General features: G+C 71.8%; 16 protein-coding genes. 5 read left to right on the plus strand and 11 right to left on the minus strand.

Going from position 1 to position 19,786, the window contains the following annotated elements; genetic code table 11:
* Nucleotides 1-301: 301 nt before the first annotated feature.
* The 8 genes from ACY34K_RS12755 to infC all read right to left on the minus strand — a co-directional run bounded on the left by ACY34K_RS12755 (nucleotide 302) and on the right by infC (nucleotide 8,951).
* On the minus strand, nucleotides 302-1,402 hold the full coding sequence (locus tag ACY34K_RS12755) for a PP2C family protein-serine/threonine phosphatase (protein ID WP_462746362.1): 1,101 nt from the start codon (nucleotides 1,400-1,402) through the stop codon (nucleotides 302-304).
* 150 nt (nucleotides 1,403-1,552) lie between these two features.
* Nucleotides 1,553-4,093: a phenylalanine--tRNA ligase subunit beta gene (gene pheT / locus ACY34K_RS12760; RefSeq protein ID WP_462746364.1), complete on the minus strand. Its 2,541-nt coding sequence runs from the start codon at nucleotides 4,091-4,093 to the stop codon at nucleotides 1,553-1,555.
* The gene (pheS, locus tag ACY34K_RS12765) at nucleotides 4,093-5,217 is read right to left on the minus strand and encodes a phenylalanine--tRNA ligase subunit alpha (RefSeq protein ID WP_462746366.1); all 1,125 of its coding nucleotides are present in this window, start codon (nucleotides 5,215-5,217) and stop codon (nucleotides 4,093-4,095) included. The genes pheT and pheS overlap by 1 nt, the downstream gene beginning before the upstream one ends.
* A gap of 125 nt (nucleotides 5,218-5,342) precedes the next feature.
* Complete coding sequence (locus tag ACY34K_RS12770; RefSeq protein WP_462746367.1) at nucleotides 5,343-6,464, minus strand: sensor histidine kinase; 1,122 nt, start codon at nucleotides 6,462-6,464, stop codon at nucleotides 5,343-5,345.
* Between the two features lie 58 nt (nucleotides 6,465-6,522).
* The gene (locus ACY34K_RS12775) at nucleotides 6,523-7,377 is read right to left on the minus strand and encodes a TrmH family RNA methyltransferase (protein ID WP_462746369.1); all 855 of its coding nucleotides are present in this window, start codon (nucleotides 7,375-7,377) and stop codon (nucleotides 6,523-6,525) included.
* Nucleotides 7,378-7,481: 104 nt separating this feature from the next.
* Nucleotides 7,482-7,868 carry a 50S ribosomal protein L20 gene (gene rplT / locus ACY34K_RS12780; RefSeq protein ID WP_462746371.1) on the minus strand — a complete coding sequence of 129 codons (387 nt, stop codon included), beginning with the start codon at nucleotides 7,866-7,868 and terminating at the stop codon, nucleotides 7,482-7,484.
* Between the two features lie 100 nt (nucleotides 7,869-7,968).
* Nucleotides 7,969-8,163, minus strand: a complete 195-nt coding sequence (gene rpmI, locus ACY34K_RS12785) for a 50S ribosomal protein L35 (protein WP_462746372.1) — start codon at nucleotides 8,161-8,163, stop codon at nucleotides 7,969-7,971.
* 113 nt (nucleotides 8,164-8,276) lie between these two features.
* The gene (infC, locus tag ACY34K_RS12790; protein ID WP_462746373.1) at nucleotides 8,277-8,951 is read right to left on the minus strand and encodes a translation initiation factor IF-3; all 675 of its coding nucleotides are present in this window, start codon (nucleotides 8,949-8,951) and stop codon (nucleotides 8,277-8,279) included.
* 276 nt (nucleotides 8,952-9,227) lie between these two features.
* Here infC and ACY34K_RS12795 point away from each other — a divergent pair, with 276 nt between their 5' ends.
* On the plus strand, nucleotides 9,228-10,010 hold the full coding sequence (locus ACY34K_RS12795) for a 4'-phosphopantetheinyl transferase family protein (protein WP_462746375.1): 783 nt from the start codon (nucleotides 9,228-9,230) through the stop codon (nucleotides 10,008-10,010).
* Here the strand turns inward: ACY34K_RS12795 and ACY34K_RS12800 are convergent.
* The gene (locus tag ACY34K_RS12800) at nucleotides 9,974-11,113 is read right to left on the minus strand and encodes a class-II aminoacyl-tRNA synthetase family protein (protein ID WP_462746376.1); all 1,140 of its coding nucleotides are present in this window, start codon (nucleotides 11,111-11,113) and stop codon (nucleotides 9,974-9,976) included. The two genes, ACY34K_RS12795 and ACY34K_RS12800, sit on opposite strands and share 37 nt — an antisense overlap.
* Before the next feature lie 346 nt (nucleotides 11,114-11,459).
* Between ACY34K_RS12800 and ACY34K_RS12805 the strand changes: the two genes are divergently transcribed.
* Together ACY34K_RS12805 and ACY34K_RS12810 are read left to right on the plus strand one after the other, a co-directional pair.
* Complete coding sequence (locus tag ACY34K_RS12805; protein ID WP_462746377.1) at nucleotides 11,460-13,289, plus strand: non-ribosomal peptide synthetase; 1,830 nt, start codon at nucleotides 11,460-11,462, stop codon at nucleotides 13,287-13,289.
* Nucleotides 13,282-14,088: a hypothetical protein gene (locus tag ACY34K_RS12810; RefSeq protein WP_462746379.1), complete on the plus strand. Its 807-nt coding sequence runs from the start codon at nucleotides 13,282-13,284 to the stop codon at nucleotides 14,086-14,088. Before ACY34K_RS12805 ends, ACY34K_RS12810 begins: the two co-directional genes overlap by 8 nt.
* Here the strand turns inward: ACY34K_RS12810 and ACY34K_RS12815 are convergent.
* Complete coding sequence (locus ACY34K_RS12815; protein ID WP_462746380.1) at nucleotides 14,066-14,818, minus strand: thioesterase II family protein; 753 nt, start codon at nucleotides 14,816-14,818, stop codon at nucleotides 14,066-14,068. The two genes, ACY34K_RS12810 and ACY34K_RS12815, sit on opposite strands and share 23 nt — an antisense overlap.
* Before the next feature lie 129 nt (nucleotides 14,819-14,947).
* Here ACY34K_RS12815 and ACY34K_RS12820 point away from each other — a divergent pair, with 129 nt between their 5' ends.
* The gene (locus ACY34K_RS12820) at nucleotides 14,948-17,317 is read left to right on the plus strand and encodes a cytochrome P450 (RefSeq protein WP_462746382.1); all 2,370 of its coding nucleotides are present in this window, start codon (nucleotides 14,948-14,950) and stop codon (nucleotides 17,315-17,317) included.
* Between the two features lie 25 nt (nucleotides 17,318-17,342).
* The gene (locus tag ACY34K_RS12825) at nucleotides 17,343-18,668 is read left to right on the plus strand and encodes an MFS transporter (RefSeq protein WP_462746384.1); all 1,326 of its coding nucleotides are present in this window, start codon (nucleotides 17,343-17,345) and stop codon (nucleotides 18,666-18,668) included.
* A gap of 89 nt (nucleotides 18,669-18,757) precedes the next feature.
* Here ACY34K_RS12825 and sbnB read toward each other — a convergent pair whose 3' ends face one another.
* Nucleotides 18,758-19,783, minus strand: a complete 1,026-nt coding sequence (gene sbnB, locus ACY34K_RS12830; protein WP_462746385.1) for a 2,3-diaminopropionate biosynthesis protein SbnB — start codon at nucleotides 19,781-19,783, stop codon at nucleotides 18,758-18,760.
* Between the last annotated feature and the right edge of the window lie 3 nt (nucleotides 19,784-19,786).

The raw sequence follows: 19,786 nt of genomic DNA on the forward strand, positions 1-19,786 counted from the left end.
GCCCCTCCGGTGGCTCGGTGCGATCCAATGTAGTGGAGTCGCGTTCGCACGGGGTGTGAACGGAATGCCCGTATCCGTGCCCCGCGTGCTCTGTCGCCATGCCGCGCGCGCCGATTGACTGAACTCCTCTCACAGAGGAGCTGTCTCCAAGGAGGAACACCTCTCGCGGAGGCGGTCGGGCCGCCGGCTCCCCCTCGTACAGTGCGGCGGCCCGTACCGCGCCGTCCGTCCTGCCGATCTGCCCGACACTCCGTGGCAGGGCGGACGGCACCCGTTCCCGCATCCGGTCCACAACCAGCCGCTATCGATGGGAGGGTGCGGGCCCGGTCCGGCGCAGCCCCGGTTCCCCGGACTGCGCCGGAACCCTGGAGGAACGGTCGTTGCGCACGACCACCAGGGCCACATCGTCGGTGAGCCGTCCGCCGGTGTGGCGCAGGAGTGCCGAGTGGACCCGGTCGACGACGGCGGCCGGGGCCACCGGCACGACCTCCGCCAGAACCTCCTCCAGCCGGAAGAACCGGCCGGCGGCGTCCCGGGCGTCCTCGGCACCGTCGGTGTGCAGGAAGAGCGACTCGCCGGGCAGCAACCGGACGCACCGGTGCACGGGCAGGTCGTCCGGCAGCGGGAAGGCGCCGAGGGGCGGCAACGGGTCGCCCTGCACGAGGGGTTCGACTCCCCGGCCGAGCCGGAACGGGCGGGGGTGCCCGCAGTTGACGGCCAGCACGTCGCCGTTCCGGCGGATCTCCAGCAGCAGGACGGTGACGAACTCCTCCGCGGTCGTGTGGTGCTGGTCCCGGCTCCCGCCGGCCCGGTTCTCGTCCCGCGCCCGGTCGCGCAGATGCCGTCCGAGCGCCCGGTCCAGCCGCCGCAGCACCCCGCCGAGTTCGGGCTCGTCGTACGCGGCCTCCCGGAAGCTGCCCAGTACGGCGGCGACCGCCCCGAGGGCGGCGAGCCCGTGACCGCGTACGTCGCCGATCACGACCCGCACGCCGTGGGGCGTGGCGACCGCCTCGTACAGATCGCCGCCCACGGTGGCGCCCCGGGAGACGGAGAGCTGTCCGGCTGCCAGCGACAGTCCGTCGAGCCGGGGCGGCAGGGGGCGCAGCAGTACCTGCTGGGCGGCCTGGGCGACGGCTCTGACCTGCTTCAGCTCGCGGGCGAGGCCGTGCCGGACGCCGTAGACCAGTCCGGTGCCGACGGTGAGGAGGACGACGCCGGTGGCCAACCGGGTGGCGAGCCCTTCTTGCTGGGCCAGCGGACAGGCCAGTTTCCACAGGAGCGCGACACCGCCCCAGGCGGTCGGCAGCGCGAGGGGGGCCAGTCGGCGCGCCCGGGAGCACGCCGGTGCGATCCGGTCCCGCCCAGGTGCCCGGGAGGGAAGCAGAGACCTGGTACGGATCATGCGGACCGCCCCTTCTCCAGGCCGTCACGGCCGGGACGATTCTGTCGATCGTCCGGGGCATGGGGGGATTGCCCGCCGAAGATCTCACCCGAAAGAGCGAGGGGGGCACCCGGTGTTCCGGGCGCCCCCCTCAGGGTTCGTGCGCGGGGGTCAGGCGCCGCGCAGCACCGCGCCGGTCCGCTCGGCGGCGAGCGCCACCGCAGCGTCACGGGCGGCCGAGGCCTCCTCGACGGTCAGCGTGCGGTCGTCGGCGCGGAACCGCAGCGCGTACGCCAGCGACTTCCTTCCCTCGCCGATCTGCTCGCCGGTGAAGACGTCGAACAGCCGGATGGACTCCAGCAGTTCACCGGCGCCTTCGCGCAGCGACCGCTCGACGTCCGCGGCCGGCACCTGCCGGTCGACGACCAGGGCGACGTCCTGGGTCGCGACGGGGAACGTCGAGATGTGCGGCGCGCGGACGGCACCGGCGGAGGCCTGCTCGACGATGTCGAGGTTCAGCTCCATCGCGCTGGTCCGGGCGGGCAGGCCGAGCGCCTTGACGACGCGCGGGTGCAGCTCGCCGGCGTGACCGACGGTCCGCACCGTCACCTCGTCGCCGTCGGTGACCGACACGGCCAGCTCGGCGCACCGGCCCGGGTGCCAGGGGCCGTACTGGCCCTGACGCACGATCAGGTCGGCACCGGCCTCGCGAGCGACGGTCCGGGCGGCCTCGACCCCGTCGGCCCAGTCGGCCGGGCGGCCCTCGCCCCACCAGCCGGCCCGCTCGCGGGCTCCGGCGAGCACGACCGCGACGTGCCGCGGCTGCTCCGGCAGCGGCGCGTTGAGCCTCGCGATCTCCTCGTCGGTGGGACGCCGGTCGACGGGCAGGACCACCGCGGAGCCGGGCTCGTCACCGGGGTGGAAGACCAGCCCGGTCTCGAAGAGCGCCAGATCGTGGCTGCCGCGTCCGTCGTTGCGGCGGAGCGCGCCGAGCAGGCCCGGCAGCAGTGAGGTGCGCATGGCCGGCTCTTCGTCGGAGAGCGGGTTGACCAGCTTGACCACCTTGCGGTGCGGGTCGTCCGCGTCCAGGCCGAGCTGGTCGAAGACCTGCTCGGAGATGAACGGGTAGTTCAGCGCCTCGACGTACCCGGCGCCGGCCAGCGCCCGCCCGACGCGGCGGTGCAGCCGCTGGCGTGCGGTGAGTCCGCGGCCGGACGGCGGCTGCGGCAGCGTGGACGGCAGGTTCTCGTACCCCTCCAGCCGGATGACCTCTTCGGCGAGGTCGTTCGGGTGGGCGAGGTCGGGGCGCCAGGACGGCACGGTGACGGTCAGCTCGTCCTGTCCGTAGACGTCGCAGCCGACCTCCTGGAGGCGGCGCACGACGGTCTCGCGGCCGTAGGCGACGCCGGCGACCCGGTCGGGGTGGTCGGCGCGCATCAGGACCGTGCGGGGCGCGGAGGGCGCGAGGATCTCGGTGACACCGGCCTCGGCGGTACCGCCGGCGAGCAGCACCAGCAGGTCGACGGTGCGCTGCGCGGCGGCGGCCGCGGCCTGCGGGTCGACGCCCCGCTCGAAGCGCCGGGACGCCTCGGAGGACAGCTTGTGGCGGCGGGCCGTCCGGGCGATGGAGACCGCGTCGAAGTGCGCGGCCTCGATGACCACCTCGGTCGTGCCCCGCACCTCGCCCGTCTCGGGGTCGGTCACGGAGTCGGCGATCTCGGTGTTGGCACCGCCCATCACGCCCGCGAGGCCGATCGGCCCGCGCTCGTCCGTGATCACGAGGTCCTCGGCGTCGAGGACGCGCTTGACGCCGTCGAGGGTGGTGAACTTCTCCCCCTCCTCGGCGCGGCGCACGCCGATCGCGCCCTGGACGCGGGTGCGGTCGTAGGCGTGCAGGGGCTGGCCGAGCTCCAGCATCACGTAGTTGGTGATGTCGACGGCGAGCGAGATCGGCCGCATGCCCGCCTTCTGCAGACGGCGGCGCAGCCAGATCGGGGAGCGGGCCTCCGGGTCGATGCCGACGACCGTGCGCGCGGTGAAGCGGTCGCAGCCGATCGGGTCGGTGACCTTCACCGGGTAGCCGTAGGAGTTCGGCGCGGGCACGTCGAGAAGCGCCGGGTCGCGCAGCGGCAGACCGTAGGCGGTGGCCGCCTCGCGGGCGACGCCGCGCATCGACAGGCAGTAGCCCCGGTCCGGGGTGACGGCGATGTCGAGGACCTCGTCGAACAGCTCCAGCAGCTCGGCCGCGTCGATGCCGACCTCGATCTCGGGCGGCAGCACGATGATGCCGTGCGTGCCGTCGTCGCCCATGCCGAGCTCGTCGCCGGAGCAGATCATGCCGCGGGACATCCGGCCGTACGTCTTGCGCTCGGCGATCCGGAAGTCACCGGGCAGCACGGCGCCGGGCAGGGCCACGACGACCTTGTCGCCCACGGCGAAGTTCCGCGCGCCACAGATGATCTCCTGCGGCTCGCCGGTGCCGTTGGCCTGCGCGACGTCGACGGTGCAGAACCGGATGGGCTTCTTGAACTCGGTCAGCTCCTCGATGGTGAGGACCTGCCCGACGACCAGCGGGCCCGTGAGGCCGGCGCCGAGCCGCTCGACGGTCTCGACCTCGAGGCCTGCCGCGATGAGCTTGGTCTGTACGTCTCGGCCGGTCTCCGTCGCCGGCAGGTCGACGTACTCCCGCAGCCAGGAAAGCGGGACCCGCATCAGATCTCCATCCCGAACGGCCGGGTGAACCGGACGTCACCCTCGACCATGTCTCGCATGTCTTCCACGTTGTGGCGGAACATCAGCATCCGCTCGATGCCGAACCCGAAGGCGAATCCGCTGTACTTCTCCGGGTCCACGCCGCAGGCGGTCAGCACCTTCGGGTTGACCATGCCGCAGCCGCCGAGCTCGATCCAGCCCTCGCTGGAGCAGGTGCGGCAGGGGCGCTCCGGGTTGCCGACGGACTCGCCGCGGCAGACGTAGCAGACCATGTCCATCTCGGCGGACGGCTCGGTGAACGGGAAGAAGTTCGGCCGCAGCCGGGTCTTCATGCCCTCACCGCCGAAGAGCGCCTGGACCATGTGGTCGAGGGTGCCCTTGAGGTCGGCCATGGTCAGGCCCTCGTCGACGGCGAGCAGCTCGACCTGGTGGAAGACCGGCGTGTGGGTGGCGTCGAGCTCGTCGGTGCGGTACACACGGCCGGGGCAGATCACGTACACCGGGGGCTCGCGGTCCAGCATGGAGCGGACCTGGACGGGCGAGGTGTGCGTGCGCAGCACGACGCCGGAGTCGCTCCGGCCCTCCGCGTCACCGACGAAGAAGGTGTCCTGCTCGCCGCGGGCCGGGTGGTCGACGGCGATGTTCAGCGCGTCGAAGTTGAGCCACTCGGACTCGACCTCGGGGCCCTCGGCCACCTCGTAGCCCATGCCGACGAAGATGTCCTCGATGCGCTCCATGAGCGTGGTCAGCGGGTGACGGGCGCCGGCCGGGATGCGGTCGTAGGGCAGCGTGACGTCCACCGCCTCCTCGACCAGCACACGGGCGTCGCGCTCGGCCTCGAGCTCGGCCTGGCGGGCGGCCAGTGCCTTGTTCACGGCACCGCGGGCCTGGCCCACGCGCTTGCCGGCCTCGGCCTTGGCGTGCGGGGGCAGCGCGCCGATCTCCCGGTTGGCGAGGGCGAGCGGCGAGGTGGGGCCGGTCTGGGCGATCTTGGCCTCGTGGAGCGCGTCGAGATCGCCGGCGGCGGCGAAGGCGGCCAGCGCCTCGTCCCGCATGCGCTCGATCTCTTCCGGTTTCAGTGCCTCGACCTCAACTGGGTCGTACGACTTATTGGGTGCCGACATCTCTTCCGTACTTCCGATGGGCTGGCTGGGGACCCCGCTCGACGACCGAGGACGCAAAGGTGCCAAAGGACGAGTCTAACGGGGTGTGGGCATGCGAAGGAGCCGCGGATCAGCCCGTGGACCGCTCAGGCCAGATAGGCCGGCGCGCCCACGGGCAGGGTAAATCGGAATTCCGCGCCGCCGGCGGGGCCGCGGCCGACGGTGATCGTCCCGCCGTGCGCCTCGACGATGCCCTTGACGATGTACAGGCCCAGGCCCGTCCCGCCGCGCTTGCTCCCCCGCCAGAAGCGGGTGAAGACACGGCCCATCGACTCCTCGGGGATGCCGGGGCCTTCGTCGCTCACGGTGACGGCCGTTCCCTTCTCGTCGTCGGTGGCGGTGGTGGGTGCCACCTCGATGGTGACGGTTCCCTCACCGTGTCGCACCGCATTTTCGAGCAGGTTCCCGAGGACCTGGTCGATCTTGTCGGGGTCGGCCCACAGGTCGGGCAGCGGACGGCGTACGCGGACGAAGAAGCGGTCCGCGGACTGGCCGCGGGCGATGTGGGCCTGGATGTGGCGGCCGACGGCCGCTGCGAGGTCGACCGGCTGGCGGCGCACCTCCAGCCGTCCCGAGTCTATTCGGGAGATGTCGAGGAGCTCGGCGATGAGCCGGGTGACGCGCCCCGCGTCGGCGTCGACGGTCTCCAGCATCAGCCGCTTCTGGTCGTCGGTGAACCGCTCCCACTTGGCCAGCAGGGTCGCCGTGAAGCCCTTGACCGAGGTCAGCGGGGAGCGCAGCTCGTGCGCGACGGTGGCGATCAGTTCGGCGTGGCTGCGCTCGTTGCGCCGGCGGGCCTCGGTGCCGCGGAGGGTGACGACGACCTTCCGGACGGGCCCGAGGGGACGCTCGCGGACGTACCGGGCGGCGACGAGGACCTCACGGCCGCCGGGCAGCAGCAGATTGCGCTCCGGCTGGCCCACCCGGGTGGCGAGCCCGCCGTACGGCTCGGTCAGGGCCCACCAGCGGCGGCCTTTGAGGTCCTCCAGGGGCAGGGCCTGTTCCAGTGGGCGGCCGAGCGCCTCGCCGGGCGGTACCGCGGTGATGCGCGCCGCCGCGGCGTTGAAGCAGACGATCACGCCGTTCTCGTCGGCGACGACGAGTCCGTCGGGGAGGTCGTCGGGGTCGATGCCGCAGTCCCCCGAGGCTCCGGACACGCTCAGTAAAGGTCCCCGCGTCGCCGCGGGCCTGCTCGTCCCGACCGTCATCCCCGTATCCCACCCCTCGACACACCCCTGGGGGAGGGCCCCCGAGCCCGCCACCCTACTAGCTGGAGGTGACGGAGCGGCACCCTCCGGGAGCACGCTGCGCACGCGCGGACGCATAGAGACATACGGCCGCGGCGGTCGCGAGGTTCAGGCTCTCGGCCTTCCCGTGGATGGGGACGCGTACGACCGCGTCGGCGAGGGCGCGGGTCTCCTCGGGCAGGCCCCAGGCCTCGTTGCCGAAGATCCAGGCGGTGGGGCCGCCCATGGTGCCGGCGTCGAGCTCGGCGTCCAGGTCGTCGTCGCCCGCGCCGTCCGCGGCCAGGACGCGGACACCCGCGCCCTTGAGCCCGGCGACGGCCTGGTCGACGGGGACTCCGACCGCGACGGGCAGGTGGAAGAGCGAGCCGACGGAGGCGCGTACCGACTTGGGGTTGTACAGGTCGACGGAGGCGTCCGTGAGGACGACGGCGTCGGCGCCCGCCGCGTCGGCGCAGCGCAGGACGGTACCGGCGTTGCCGGGGTCGCGCACATGGGCGAGGACGGCGACCAGCCGGGGGCGGCCCGCCAGGATCTCCTCGAAAGGCGAGTCCAGGAACCGGCAGACGCCGACGAGCCCCTGCGGCGTGACGGTCTGCGAGACCTCGGCCAGAACGGCGTCGGAGGCGTGGTGGATCCGGGCGCCGGTGGCGCGGGCGGCCGCGACGATGTCGGCGTACCGCTCGGCGGCCTCGACGGTGGTGAACAGCTCGACCAGGGTCGGCTCCCCGCCGCCGCGGTGATCGACGGCCTCACGGACGGCCTGCGGCCCCTCGGCGATGAACCGGCGGTCCTTGCCCCGGAAGTTGCGCTTGGCGAGCCGCCGGGCGGCGACGACGCGCGGGGAACGCGGGGAGATCAGCTCGGGGGTGGCCATGGTGGTCGGCGGCTCTCTTCTCGTACGTGACGCGATGGGGGAACGCACCGGACCCGCAGGCGCAGGGCCTGCGGGTCCGGGCGGAAGAACTGCGGCCTGGGAGATCAGGCAGCGGCCTTCGGGGCGTTGACGTCGGCCGGGAGCGCCTTCTGGGCGACCTCGACGAGCGCGGCGAACGCGCCCGCGTCATTGACCGCGAGCTCGGCGAGGATCTTGCGGTCCACCTCGATGTTGGCGGCCTTCAGACCCTGGATGAGGCGGTTGTACGTCATGCCGTTGGCGCGGGCAGCGGCGTTGATGCGCTGGATCCACAGCTGACGGAAGTCGCCCTTGCGCTTCTTGCGGTCGTTGTAGTTGTAGACCAGGGAGTGGGTGACCTGCTCCTTGGCCTTGCGGTACAGGCGCGAACGCTGGCCGCGGTATCCGCTGGCCTGCTCGAGGATTGCCCGGCGCTTCTTGTGGGCGTTGACTGCCCGCTTGACGCGTGCCACTTGTTAACTCCTTGTAGCTGGGCCTCGTGTGGTGACGTGGCCCGAGAACGGCTTGGTTCCGGTGGTTCCGGCGGTGTCCCGGTCGGGCGGGACGGGCCGACTACCGGCCGAGAAGCTTCTTGACCTTGGCGGCGTCACCGGCGGAGACCTCGACGGTGCCGGCAAGGCGACGGGTCAGCGTCGACGCCTTGTGCTCCAGGTAGTGGCGGCGGTTCGCACGCTGGCGGAGCACCTTGCCGGAGCCGGTCACCCGGAAGCGCTTCTTGGCACCGCTGTGCGTCTTGTTCTTCGGCATGGCGCCGTTCTCTCCTCGTCAGTGGCGCTCCCGGCCGGCCGGGGCCGGCGCGCGGGAGCGTCAGATGTATCGGTGGGTCCTGGGCGGTTGCCCGGGAAGGGGCCTCGGAAGGCCTATTCGGCGGACTGCTCCGCCTGGGCGGGCTGACCCTGGCGCTCCGCCTTGCGGGCGGCCTGCGCCTCGCGGGCCTCGGCCATGGCCTCGGTCTTCTTCTTGTGCGGACCGAGAACCATGATCATGTTCCGGCCGTCCTGCTTGGGGTTCGACTCGATGAAGCCGAGCTCCTGGACGTCCTCCGCGAGACGCTGCAGCAGTCGGTAGCCGAGCTCCGGCCGGGACTGCTCGCGACCACGGAACATGATCGTGATCTTGACCTTGTCGCCCTGCTTGAGGAACCGAACGACGTGACCCTTCTTGGTGTCGTAGTCGTGCGGGTCGATCTTCGGCCGGAGCTTCATCTCCTTGATGACCGTGTGCGCCTGGTTCTTGCGCGCCTCACGGGCCTTCATGGCCGACTCGTACTTGAACTTGCCGTAGTCCATGAGCTTGCAGACGGGCGGACGGGCGTTCGCCGCCACCTCGACCAGGTCCAGGTCGTACTCCTGGGCAAGCTCAAGGGCCTTGGCAAGCGGAACAATCCCGACCTGCTCGCCGCTGGGACCGACAAGTCGCACTTCGGGAACGCGAATCCGGTCGTTGATGCGGGGCTCGGCGCTGATGGATCCTCCTCGGTAGCACCACGCGACCGCCTGGCGGACGGACGCGCAACGTCTGTTTTGTGAGACCAACCGCGCCGGCGCATGAAAAATGCCCCGGACGGACACAGGCGGGGCTCCTCGCAATACCGGAGCACCGCCGTGGTCACACCACGGGGCGCACATCGGGCGGCTCCATCGTCCGTACGGAACGATGGGCGCCGCCTGACCGGTGACCCGCTGTCCCGGAGGACGGCAAGGTGGGAGATCGGAGCCTCCACTTGTGGGTCGGCACGCATGGCCGACCGGTCGAGCACCAGCTTACCAAATATCCCGAGGGGCGCCTGCCGGGCGTATGAGGTCGCCGTCATGCCCACGTCGATCTGGCTCTGGTCCGCCGGGGACGTCACCCCCCGGGACGTCCCCTCCGAGGAGGAGCGGCGGCGGGCGGCCGGCATGTGGGAGGTCAGGGCGGCGCGCTTCACGGCCGCGCGGGTGGCCGTGCGCACGGTGCTCGCGGAGCTGCTCGGGGTGCCGGGCGGCGAGATCGTGCTCGGCAACCGTCCGTGCCCCGGCTGCGCCGAGCCCGGTCACGGGCCGCCGCGCGCCGTGTGGCCCGAGACGTCCCTGGGGATCAGCATGAGCCGTTCGGCGGAGTACGGGGCCCTGGCGGTGAGCACGGAGGAGCGGGTCGGAGTGGACATCGAGGCCCACCGGCCGGTCGATCTGCCGAGCATCGGCCGCACCGCCCTCGCCCCGGGCGAGGCGGCCTGGCTCGAGGGGCTCGCCGGCCCGGCTGAGCGGCTGCGGGGCTTCTACCGCTGCTGGACCCGCAAGGAAGCGGTCCTCCAGGCCGTGGGTGTGGGCGTGGGCGTGCGTGCCGACCTGCGGCGGTGGGACACCGCGCCCGGGGCCGAGCGGGGCGTCGTGCCGGACCGGACGGCGCGCCCGCCGCGCCGGTGGGCCGTGGAGAACCCGCCGTCGCCGCCCGGCACGACCGTGGCGGTGAGCCTCCCGGCGGCTCCGGCCTCCCGGGACGGGGCCGTACGCCTCATGGCCCTCCCGCCGGCGACGGACGGCGCGCCGGCCCCCGCCGCGGGGCAGACCGGAAGGGTTCAGAACTCCGGCCAGGCGGCCGGGTCGATCCCGTGACGGCAGAGGAAGGCGTAGGTGAGGCGCTCGAGACCGAAGCCGACGCAGGCGGAGTGCGCGGGGCCGCCGGCCGGCAGGCGCATGCCGAAGGCCTCGCCGAAGTTCGAGCCGTGGATGTTGAAGGAGCCGGCGGCGACCGTACGGCCCTCCGCCACGGGCAGACGCAGTTCGTACTTCATCTCCAGGACGCGCTGGACCATGGCGCGCTCGGCGGTGGCCTCGTTGCTGAAGAAGGGGTCGTTCGCGACCTCGACGTGGCCGGCCAGGCGCAGCTCGTCCACCAGGGCGCAGACGGCCTCCATGAACTTCTGCCGCTGCTCGACGACCGCCTCGCGGGTGCCGAGGAAGACGATCTCCCGGATGGTGAAGTCCCACAGGCGTTCCAGCGAGTGGTGGTAGCGGGACTCGAAGCGGAATGACTTCCCCCGCGAAGTGACGACCGCTCCGGTGCCGGGAATTTCCCCTCCGGCGAACTGCTGGTAGGTGTGGTAGCACATGGTCGGCGGCAGGCAGTAACCCGTGTGCCGGCTGTAGCTGTCGATAAATTCTTCGTGCCGCTCCGCCGCTTCGAGGCCGGATGTGAATTCGTGATAGGCGTCGACGTCCGAATGGAACCGGCTGGCCGTCATCAGGAACTGCGGGAAAGAATTCAGATATCCTGCTTTCCGCAGCACGTCCGTCGACACGAGCGTCGGATAGCGGTACGAGGCGGCGCCGAATTGCTCCACCGCCACCCGGCGGAGCCGGTCGTCGAGGCGGGTCAGCAGATCGGTGAACAATTCCCCCGTGGCGAAGGCGCCCTCACCCATGCGCGTCACGATCCCCGAGCTTTCCAGCTCGGAGAATTCAACGGCGCTGCCCCTCGGTTCCTCGACCGAGCGCCAGACGACGGAGGCGGCGGGCAGCCCCGCCTGGGGCAGCACGTCACGCCGGACGACCACGCCCAACTTCCGCTCCAGCTCCGCCGCGTCGACCTCCCGGACCGTTGTGACGGAGACCGCGACAACGGCGCCGTCGGGTGACACGACGATGTCGAAATCCTGAATCTCGGACGACACGTAATAGATACGCTTGGCGAGTTCGTCGGCCAGTTCCGCGGGCACTTCCGGAGAAAGTGGAATCGCATACCGCCCCATTACAAGCTCCTCGAACGCGACCAGCCGGAATGACCTGCGCGACTATACATGCCAACTATGCCTCCGGCCAGAGCAGTTCAGCCGGGGCAGGGCGCCGGCGGGCCCCTCCACGGAAGGACGAACCTTTCCGCAATATGGCGCTATGACCCTTTTGGAGCCGTGATGCGGATCACGGGGTTGACAAGGTTCTCCCTTGCCCGGCCCCACCCCGGCTGATAGCTTCCTGTCACAGACCACTTTTTTGCCGCCGGAGCGGTGCATTCACGGGGAACGTGGCTACGGGGGATTAATGCCTGACTTTCAGGGGAGAGTCATGACCACTTGGCCGGAGCTGGTCGAAAAACATGCCCGGCTCGCCCCCGACGCGACTGCCGTCGTCGACGGTGCCGAACAAATGTCGTACCGGGAATTGATGACCGCGGCACGGGGACTCGCGAACCGATTGCGGGAACTCGGCGCGGGCGCGGGAAATCCGGTGGCCGTCGCGGTGGGGTACGGAGCGCCGCTTCCGGCGGCGGTGCTCGGGGTGTACGCCGCGGGCGGCACGGTCCTCCTCCTGGACACCGCCCTGCCGCCGCCGCAGCTGGCGGCACGGCTGACCCGTGCCGCCGTGCGGGTCCTCGTCACCGACAAGGACACCTCCCCCCTGCTGGCCGAGGCGGCCGCCGGGCTGGGTGACGGCGCGCCGGCCCTGCTGGAATGGGCTCCGGGCGCGGACACCGAGCCCTGGCAGCCCGTGTCCGGGGCCGGATTCCCCCGGCCTCTCCCCCGCGCCCCCGCCTACCTCGTGTTCACCTCCGGGTCGACGGGCACGCCGAACGCGGTCGTGGTGCCGCACGGCGCGTTCGCCGCGATGACCACCGCGCACGGTGAGGTGATCTTCGACGACGCCGCGGCGGGATGCCGTCTCTTCTCCCTGAACAACCCCGCGTCGGCGGACGCGGTCTACGCCGATCTTGCCGCCCTCGCCCACGGCCGGACCCTGGTGGTCGCCGACCCGCGGACCAGGAGGAACCCCGAGGCGCTGGCCGACTGGATCGCCACGACCGGCGTCGAGGTCCTGGACGCCACCCCCACCCAGATCACCGCGCTGGTGACGGCCGGCCGCGCCTCGGCACTGGAGCGGCTGAGGGTGCTGATCCTGGGCGGTGAGGCCGTGCCGGCCGCCCTGTGGACCCGGCTGCGCGAGCTGCGGGGCACCCGTGTGCTCAATCTGTACGGTCCCACCGAGACCACGGTGGACGTCACCTGGGCGGAACTGTCGGCCTCCGGGAGCGAGCCGGTCATCGGGCGTCCGCTGCCGGGCAACACGGTGCGGGTCCTCGGCCCGGACCTGCGCGAGGTGCCGGCCGGCACCACCGGTCAGATCGCCGTCTCGGGGCCGCAGCTGGCCGACGGCTACCTCGGCAACGAGGCGCTCACGAACGAACGTTTCGTCACTGTGGACGGAGAGCGGGTCCACCTCACCGGCGACAGCGGTCTCGTCGGTCCGGACGGCGCCATCCGCTGCCTCGGACGCCTCGACGACCAGGTGCAGATCGACGGCTTCCGGGTGGAGCTCGGGGAAGTGGAGGCCGCCGTCGGCCGCGCCCCGCACGTGAGCCAGTGCTGCGCCTTCGCCGTCACGGAGGCCGACGGAACGACCACGCTGCACGCCGCCGTGGTCCTGGACCCGGCCGCCGGGACCGTCGACGTGGCGGCCACCGTCACGCCCTGGCTGGAGCGCACACTGGCCCCGCACATGCGGCCGCGGCTGCATGTGCGGGCGGGCCTGCCGCTCGCGGCGACCGGCAAGGCGGACGCCCGCGCGGTGCGGGACGAGATCCTCGCCGACCGCGAGCGGACCGAGCGGGACCGGGCCGGACACCGCGACGCCGCGGCCGGCCCGGCCGGGGAGGCGGAGACGGTCCAGGACGCGGTGGCCCGCTTCTGGCGCGAGCTGCTCGGAGTGGACTCGGTGGCGCCCGACGACGACTTCTTCGCGATCGGCGGGAACTCCCTCCGGGCCGTCAAGTTCGTGCTGCGCGTGCGCCGCGAGCTCAAGGCCGAGCTGCCGATGACGCAGTTCTTCGGCGGCTCCACCCTGCGCCTGTGCAGCGAGCGCATCGAGGCCCTCCGGGAAGCCCCGGGTTCCGATGGCTGAGCTCGACCGGGTCGTCAGCGCCTGGGAGGGTGTGCGGCCGGGAGCGGGCGGACGCGTTCCGGCCGCCGTCGGCGGGGACTTCGCGCCGGCGACCCTGCTGGACGCCTACCGGCTGGGGCTCTTCTGCCAGCCCACCGGGGACGAGGCGCAGATCTGGCTGAACCGGGAGATCTACGGACCGGATGTGGCGGGCGGGGCGATTCCCCTCCTGCCCACACCGGCCGGCAGCGATCCGTACGGCCTGCTGTGGTGGGCGCCGGCGCTGCGTGCGCTGATCCCGGTCGACGACTTCCGGCTGGGCCGCCGCGGGGCCAGGCACCACCGGCGGAACCCCGAGGTCACGAGCCGGGTCGACACCGCCTTCGCGGAGGTGGTCGAGCGGTGCCGCAAGGACCGGGAACCGGTCTGGCTGACCGATCCCCTGGTGGGCTCGCTGACCGGGCTGCACCGGGCCGGGGCGGTGCGCAGCCTGGAGATCCTGCGGGCCGGTGAACTCGTCGCCGGGCTTTTCGGGTACGCCTTCCCGAGGGTTTTCGTCGTGGATTCCGCTTTTCAGGCCGAGGAGCACGGGCTCAAGGCGCTCTATCTTGATCTCGCGCTGCGCGCCCGGGCCGCCGGTATGGAGTTCATCGACCTCCAGGTCGACGCCGAACACAAACGCAGACTCGGTGCGACGCTGTTCGAGCGGAATTTCTATCAGGGGCTGCTGGAGGACGCACGGGGCACTCTGGCAACCGAGCCGCGCACCCTCTCGCAGAACCTCGACGAATACCTCGCTACCGAGGCAGGTGCGAGATGACGAGCCGCACCACGGATTCCCTTTCGTCGGCCAGGAAGAAATGCCCTCCCGGAAACAGCCGGACCGCCGCTTCGCCATTCGTCACATCTCCCCAGGAATACACCGAATCGAGCCGCACGCTGCGATCAGCGGTTCCGGTGAGCGCGCTGACCGGGCAATTCACCGACGTCGCCTCGCGGGGTCCGTACGTCTCGGCGACGCGAAAGTCGGAGCGCAGTCCGGGGAGAATGATTTCACGCAGGTCATGGATTTCAAGAACCGCTTCGTCCATTCCGCCGAAGGCGAGCACGGCTTCCCAGAATTCATCGTCGCCCCGGGTCCAGACCGTACCGCCGCGAACGGCGTGCGGCGCCGCGCTGCCGGATACGAAGAGATGAGCGGGTTCCCGGCCGACGGCTTCCGTACGCAACGCGACCTCGTAGGCGACGAGGGCTCCGAGGCTGTGCCCGAACAGCACGAAGGGCAGGTCGGGGCGGTCGCCCAGGGCCTCCACCACGGCGTCGGCGAGTTCGTCCGCATCGCGGGCGGGTTCTTCGGTGATGCGCTCGATACCGCCGGGATAACGCGCCACGACCAGCTCGACATCATCCGGTATCAGCTCGCGCCAAGGGCGGTAAAAGGAGGTGCTTCCCCCCGCGTGCGGAAAACAGACCAGGCGCACTCGGGGCTCGGCCGGGCCGTGGATGACGCACAGTCGGCGATCCGAGTCGATCGCACCCGTAGGTCCCATTTGCGCTCCCTCTCATTCCAGGACACCCGGGCGGGCCAACCCCGCCCCGCCTCTGACGGGGTCCATACAACCATGCGCCCCGATTTATGTGCCACCTCCCACTTGCGCGATTCTTGAAGGGTCATTCCCGTGCGGGCAGCACCAGACCATCCCGTTGTCGTTCCCCTGTCGCCCACCCACAGTGACACCGGAACCGCATTTCCCGTCGTACTGTGTCCGCATGCGGTGAGCGGCAGCGCGTCCGTGTACGGGCTTCTCGCGGCGAAATTGAAGAACGAATTCTCCGTCGTTGCGTTCCAGTCCGCCGGATTGACGGAAGGCGGGGCTCCGCACACCTCCGTCGAGGAAATGGCGGAAGAGTACATCGCCGGCATGAAAAGCGAGTCGCTGCCCGAGTCGATCGGGCTGCTCGGATGGTCGATGGGCGGGGTCGTCGCCTATGAGATGGCCCGTCGGCTGGTCTCCGCCGGGCACCGTGTGCGGCTCGTCATGGTGGACAGTGAATTCCCCGAACCCTTCTCCGCGGAACCGGCGGAGAGCGAGTTCCTGGAGTGGTTCGCCGAGGACACGCTCGGGTCGCTCGGTCTGGGGCTCGGCGCCTGGCCGTCGGACCTGTCGGTGGACGGGGCCCTCACGCTGCTCCTCCAGCGGCTGGGGTTCGCCGAGGGCACACCCGCGGAAGGCCTCCTGGACGACTTCCGCCGCCGGTTCCGGATCTTCCGGCGGAACCTGCTCGCCGCGACCGGCTACCGGCCGCGCCCGCTGGAGGCGGATGTACTGCTGATCCGGGCGGCCGACGACGATCTGCCCCTGGCCGGCTGGCGGCAGGTGGTGCGCGGCACCCTGACCGACCGGGCCGTCCCCGGCGACCACTACGGGGTGATGGGCGCGGGCGCGGTCGCCACCGTGGCCGGGCTGGCCAGGGCGCACCTCACCGCGCCGGCCGGGGCGGTCGGGGCGGCGGGAGCTGTCGGGGCGGTCGGGGCGGTCGGGGCGGTCGGGGCGACGGTGGCAGAGGGGGCGGCCAACGCGGCGGGGGCGGCCGCACCGCGGACAGCGGCCACCCCGCGGACAACGGCCGCACCGCGGACAGCGGCCACCCCGCGGACAACGGCCGCACCGCGGACAGCGGCCACCCCGCGGACAACGGCCGCACCGGGGACGGCGGTCCCGGCCGCTCACGGCTGCCCCGTCCACGCGACCCACCGGCCCGCGGCCGGGGCGCCCGGCACGGCCCGGGCGGAGAGCCCCGGCCCCACCCCCCGCCCCACCGACCGCGCCGCGAACGCCGCCGCCGACGCGGCCTTCCTGGAGCTGCAGACCCCCGTCGGGCTGCGCGATCCGTACCCCTGCTACGACCGGCTGCGCTCCACCGCCGCGGTGCACCGCAGCTCGTACGGGCCGGTCCTCGTCACCGGGTACACCGCGGCCGGGCAGGCACTGCGCTCCGCCGACCTCGCCGTCGAGGACGCCGCCTGGATGGATGTGCACGACCCGCAGTGGCGGTCCAGCCCCACCAGCGTGGTGATGGGCGAGTCGTTGCTGCACCGCAACCCGCCGGACCACACCCGGCTGCGCCGCCTGGTCAACGGGGCGTTCGTGCAGCGGCGGGTCCAGGCGCTCAGCGGCCGGATCGAGGACCTGGTGGCCGAGCGGCTCGACGCGCTGGCGGAGCAGGGCGCGGGCGGTGCGGTCGTCGATCTGCACGAGGTGCTGGCGCACCCGCTGCCGGTGGCGGTCATCGGGGAGATGCTCGGGGTCCCGGCCGCCGACCGGGACTGGCTGCGCCGGTCCACGGCGGCCGTCTCCGTCGTGTTCGACATCTTCACCTCCGACGACGACTACGCCCGCTCGGACGACGCGATCCGTACGCTCACGCCGTACTTCGAGGAGCTGATCGACGAGCGCCGCGCCGCGCCCAGGAACGACATGATCTCCGCGTTGCTCGCCTCCCACGACGGCGCGGGCACACTGGCGCGGGACGAACTGCTGCAGATCGTCCTGCTGTTGTTCATCGCGGGCTTCGAGACCACGGTCAATCTGCTGACCAACGGCGTGGCCGAGCTGTTGCGCCACCCGGACCAGTTGGCGCTGCTGCGCTCCGACCCGGGTCTCACGGGCGCCGCGGTCGAGGAGACGCTGCGGTTCCAGTCGCCCGTGCAGGCCACCGTCCGGCACGCCGTCCGGGACACCGAGATCGGCGGGGTGCCGGTCCCGGCCGCCGCGCCGGTGGTGGTGTTCATGGGAGCGGCCAACCGGGATCCGGCGCACTTCGAGGCACCCGACCGGTTCCGGATCGACCGGGTGGGCCCGAAGAACATGACGTTCGGCGGCGGCATCCACTACTGCCTCGGCGCCTCACTGGCGCGTCTGGAGGCGGCGATCGTCTTCCGTGCGCTGCCGGCCCGCTTTCCCCGCCTGGCCCTGGCCGGTGACCCCGGCCTCCGGCCGATCTTCAACCTCCGCGGCTATTCGACCCTGCCCGTCACGATCGGCTGACCGGCCGGAAGGACGCATCCGACACATGCGCAAGAAATCCGTACTCTCGTCGACCGGGTTCTACCGGCTGTGGGCGGCCGAGTCGATCTCGCTGACCGGTGCTCAGATCACCACGTTCGCACTGCCGCTGGTGGCGGCGATCAACCTCAACGCCTCGCCGTGGGAGATGAGTCTCCTCGTGGCCGCCGCGGGGCTGTCCAGCCTGACGGTCGGTCTGTCCGTCGGTGTGTTCGCGGACAAGTACGAGCGCACCGGGCTCATGCACATCGCCAACATGGCCCGGCTGGCGGTGCTGCTCACGGTGCCGCTGCTCTACTGGGCGGACGCGCTGAGCGTCTGGGTCCTGGCGCTGGTGACGTATGTGATCAGCGCGCTGACCCTGCTCTTCGACAGCGCGATGACGCCGTACATCCCCCGGCTGGTCGGCCGGGACAAGGTGGGACCCGCCAACTCGTGGCTGGAGGCGAGCGAGGCGGTCGGTGACGTCGGCGGTCCCGGGCTGGCCGGTGTGCTCGTCCAGACCCTGGGCGCCCCGGTGGCCGTGCTGATCGACGCGTGCAGCTATGTCGTCAGCAGCGCCGCGCTGCTGGGCCTGCCCAAGGCGCACCCGAGGGACAACGAGGGCGCGGACAGCGCCGACGAGACGCACATGGCCGCCATCCGCAGCGGACTGCGGCTGCTGCGGCGGGACCGCTACCAGTGGCCGATCGCCGTCACCTCGGTGTTCTTCAACTTCTTCTGTTCGATGTTCATGGCCACATACATGCTGTACGCGCTCCGGGTGGTGGGGCTCAGCCCGGCGCTGCTCGGTGTGATGACCATGCTGGGCGGGGCCGCGGGTCTGGCGGCCGCCGTGGTGAACCAGCGGATCATCGCCCGGTTCGGCATCGGACCGACGCTGATCATGGGGTACGCGCTGCCGGGCATCACCGCCCTGCCGGTCGGCTTCGTCCACCACTTCGACCTGCCGGTGACGCTGACGCTGATCGGTGTCTCGCAGTTCTCGTGGGTCTTCGGCATCGTCGTGATGCACATCTGCGTCGCCACCATGCGACAGACGATGATCCCCGAGCACCTGCAGGGCCGGATCATCTCGTCGGCCCGGTTCATGGGCTGGGGTGTCGAGCCGCTCGGCGCGCTGGCCGGCGGTGCGCTGGCCACGACCGCGCTGTTCGGCCTGCCGGGGACCATCTTCGCCTCGACCGTCGGGTTGCTGCTGGCGGCCCTGTGGCCGCTGTTCTCGCCGGTGCGCGGGCTGCGCACGGTGGACGACGAGACGCCCGCGGACGCCGGGGGCGCCACGCCGACGGACACGGAGGACGAGAAGCCGGCGGCGCCCGCGGGCGCCTGACGCGCGCCCGGGCCGGACCCGGGCATGCGGGAGGCCCGCACCCCACCACGGGGTGCGGGCCTCCTGTGCCGCGTACCGCCGGCGCGGTCCTAGGGCGCGGGTGTTCCCCCGGCGAGGCCGAAGAAGTCGTCCGCGGTGATCGCGAGCCCGAGGCGGTCCGCCTCGTGGTGGATGAACCGGGCCAGGGCCAGGTCCAGGACGCCGAGGCCGAACGGCGAGAAGACGCGCGGGCGCTCCGGGTCCGGCTGGATGCGGCCCTCGATGAGGTCGGAGATGGTCCCGGCGACGAAGTCCCGGTCGCCGGTGGCCTGTTCGGCCAGGTGCGGTGAGGTGTTGGCCTTCATGCAGTGCTCGACGTCGTCCAGGACGTTCTGGGCGGCGAGGACGACGGGGACGCCCAGGTCCCGCAGGGAGACGTTGAGGACGGTCTGGCCGGCCGTGAACAGACCGGGATCGGTCAGCCAGGGCGTGGCGGCGGTGGTGGCGAGCGCGACGAGCCCCGAGCCGCGGATCGCGTCCTCGGCCGAGGCGGTCACGGCCTCGGCCTCCACGCCGAGGGCGGTGAGCTCGTCGCGGAACGCCTCCGCGCGGGCCGGGACCATGTCGTGGACGCGGTAGCGCCCCGGCTTCCAGCCGGTCTGCCGCAGGTACTCCACGATCTGCCGGGCGATCGGTCCGGCGCCGATGACGGCCACCGCGTCGGGGGTCTTGTCGGGGTGCAGCAGGTGGGCGGCGAGGGCGGCCGACGCGGCCGTCCGGTTGGCGCTGATCGCGGAGCCCTCGATACAGGCGAACGGAAAGCCCGTCTTCATGTCGTTGAGGATCACGACGGCGGACGCGCGGGGCAGTCCGGTGTTCTTGTGGTTGCCGGGGAAGCTGGCGATCCACTTGATCCCGGCGACTTCGTCCTCGTCCTCGATGCGGGCCGGCAGGGCGATGATGCGGGCGTCGGGCCGCTCGGGGAAGCGCAGGAAGTAGCTGTCGGGGTTGGTGGTCCGGCCGTGGCCGTGCTGCCGGTACGTCTCCGAGACGAGGTCCATGACGTCCTGGTGGCGTCCGTTCAGCACCCGCGCCACCGCGGTGGCGCCGATCAGCTGGAACTCAGGTGCCTTCAAGTG

The sequence above is a fragment of the Streptomyces sp. STAM6 genome (assembly GCF_054963715.1).

Coding starts and splice junctions, on each gene's coding strand:
- ACY34K_RS12755 (WP_462746362.1), bottom strand. CDS start 1,402: ATGATCCGTACCAGGTCTCTGCTTCCCTCCCGGGCACCTGGGCGGGAC.
- pheT (WP_462746364.1), bottom strand. CDS start 4,093: ATGCGGGTCCCGCTTTCCTGGCTGCGGGAGTACGTCGACCTGCCGGCG.
- pheS (WP_462746366.1), bottom strand. CDS start 5,217: ATGTCGGCACCCAATAAGTCGTACGACCCAGTTGAGGTCGAGGCACTG.
- ACY34K_RS12770 (WP_462746367.1), bottom strand. CDS start 6,464: ATGACGGTCGGGACGAGCAGGCCCGCGGCGACGCGGGGACCTTTACTG.
- ACY34K_RS12775 (WP_462746369.1), bottom strand. CDS start 7,377: ATGGCCACCCCCGAGCTGATCTCCCCGCGTTCCCCGCGCGTCGTCGCC.
- rpmI (WP_462746372.1), bottom strand. CDS start 8,163: ATGCCGAAGAACAAGACGCACAGCGGTGCCAAGAAGCGCTTCCGGGTG.
- ACY34K_RS12795 (WP_462746375.1), top strand. CDS start 9,228: ATGCCCACGTCGATCTGGCTCTGGTCCGCCGGGGACGTCACCCCCCGG.
- ACY34K_RS12805 (WP_462746377.1), top strand. CDS start 11,460: ATGACCACTTGGCCGGAGCTGGTCGAAAAACATGCCCGGCTCGCCCCC.
- ACY34K_RS12810 (WP_462746379.1), top strand. CDS start 13,282: ATGGCTGAGCTCGACCGGGTCGTCAGCGCCTGGGAGGGTGTGCGGCCG.
- ACY34K_RS12815 (WP_462746380.1), bottom strand. CDS start 14,818: ATGGGACCTACGGGTGCGATCGACTCGGATCGCCGACTGTGCGTCATC.
- ACY34K_RS12825 (WP_462746384.1), top strand. CDS start 17,343: ATGCGCAAGAAATCCGTACTCTCGTCGACCGGGTTCTACCGGCTGTGG.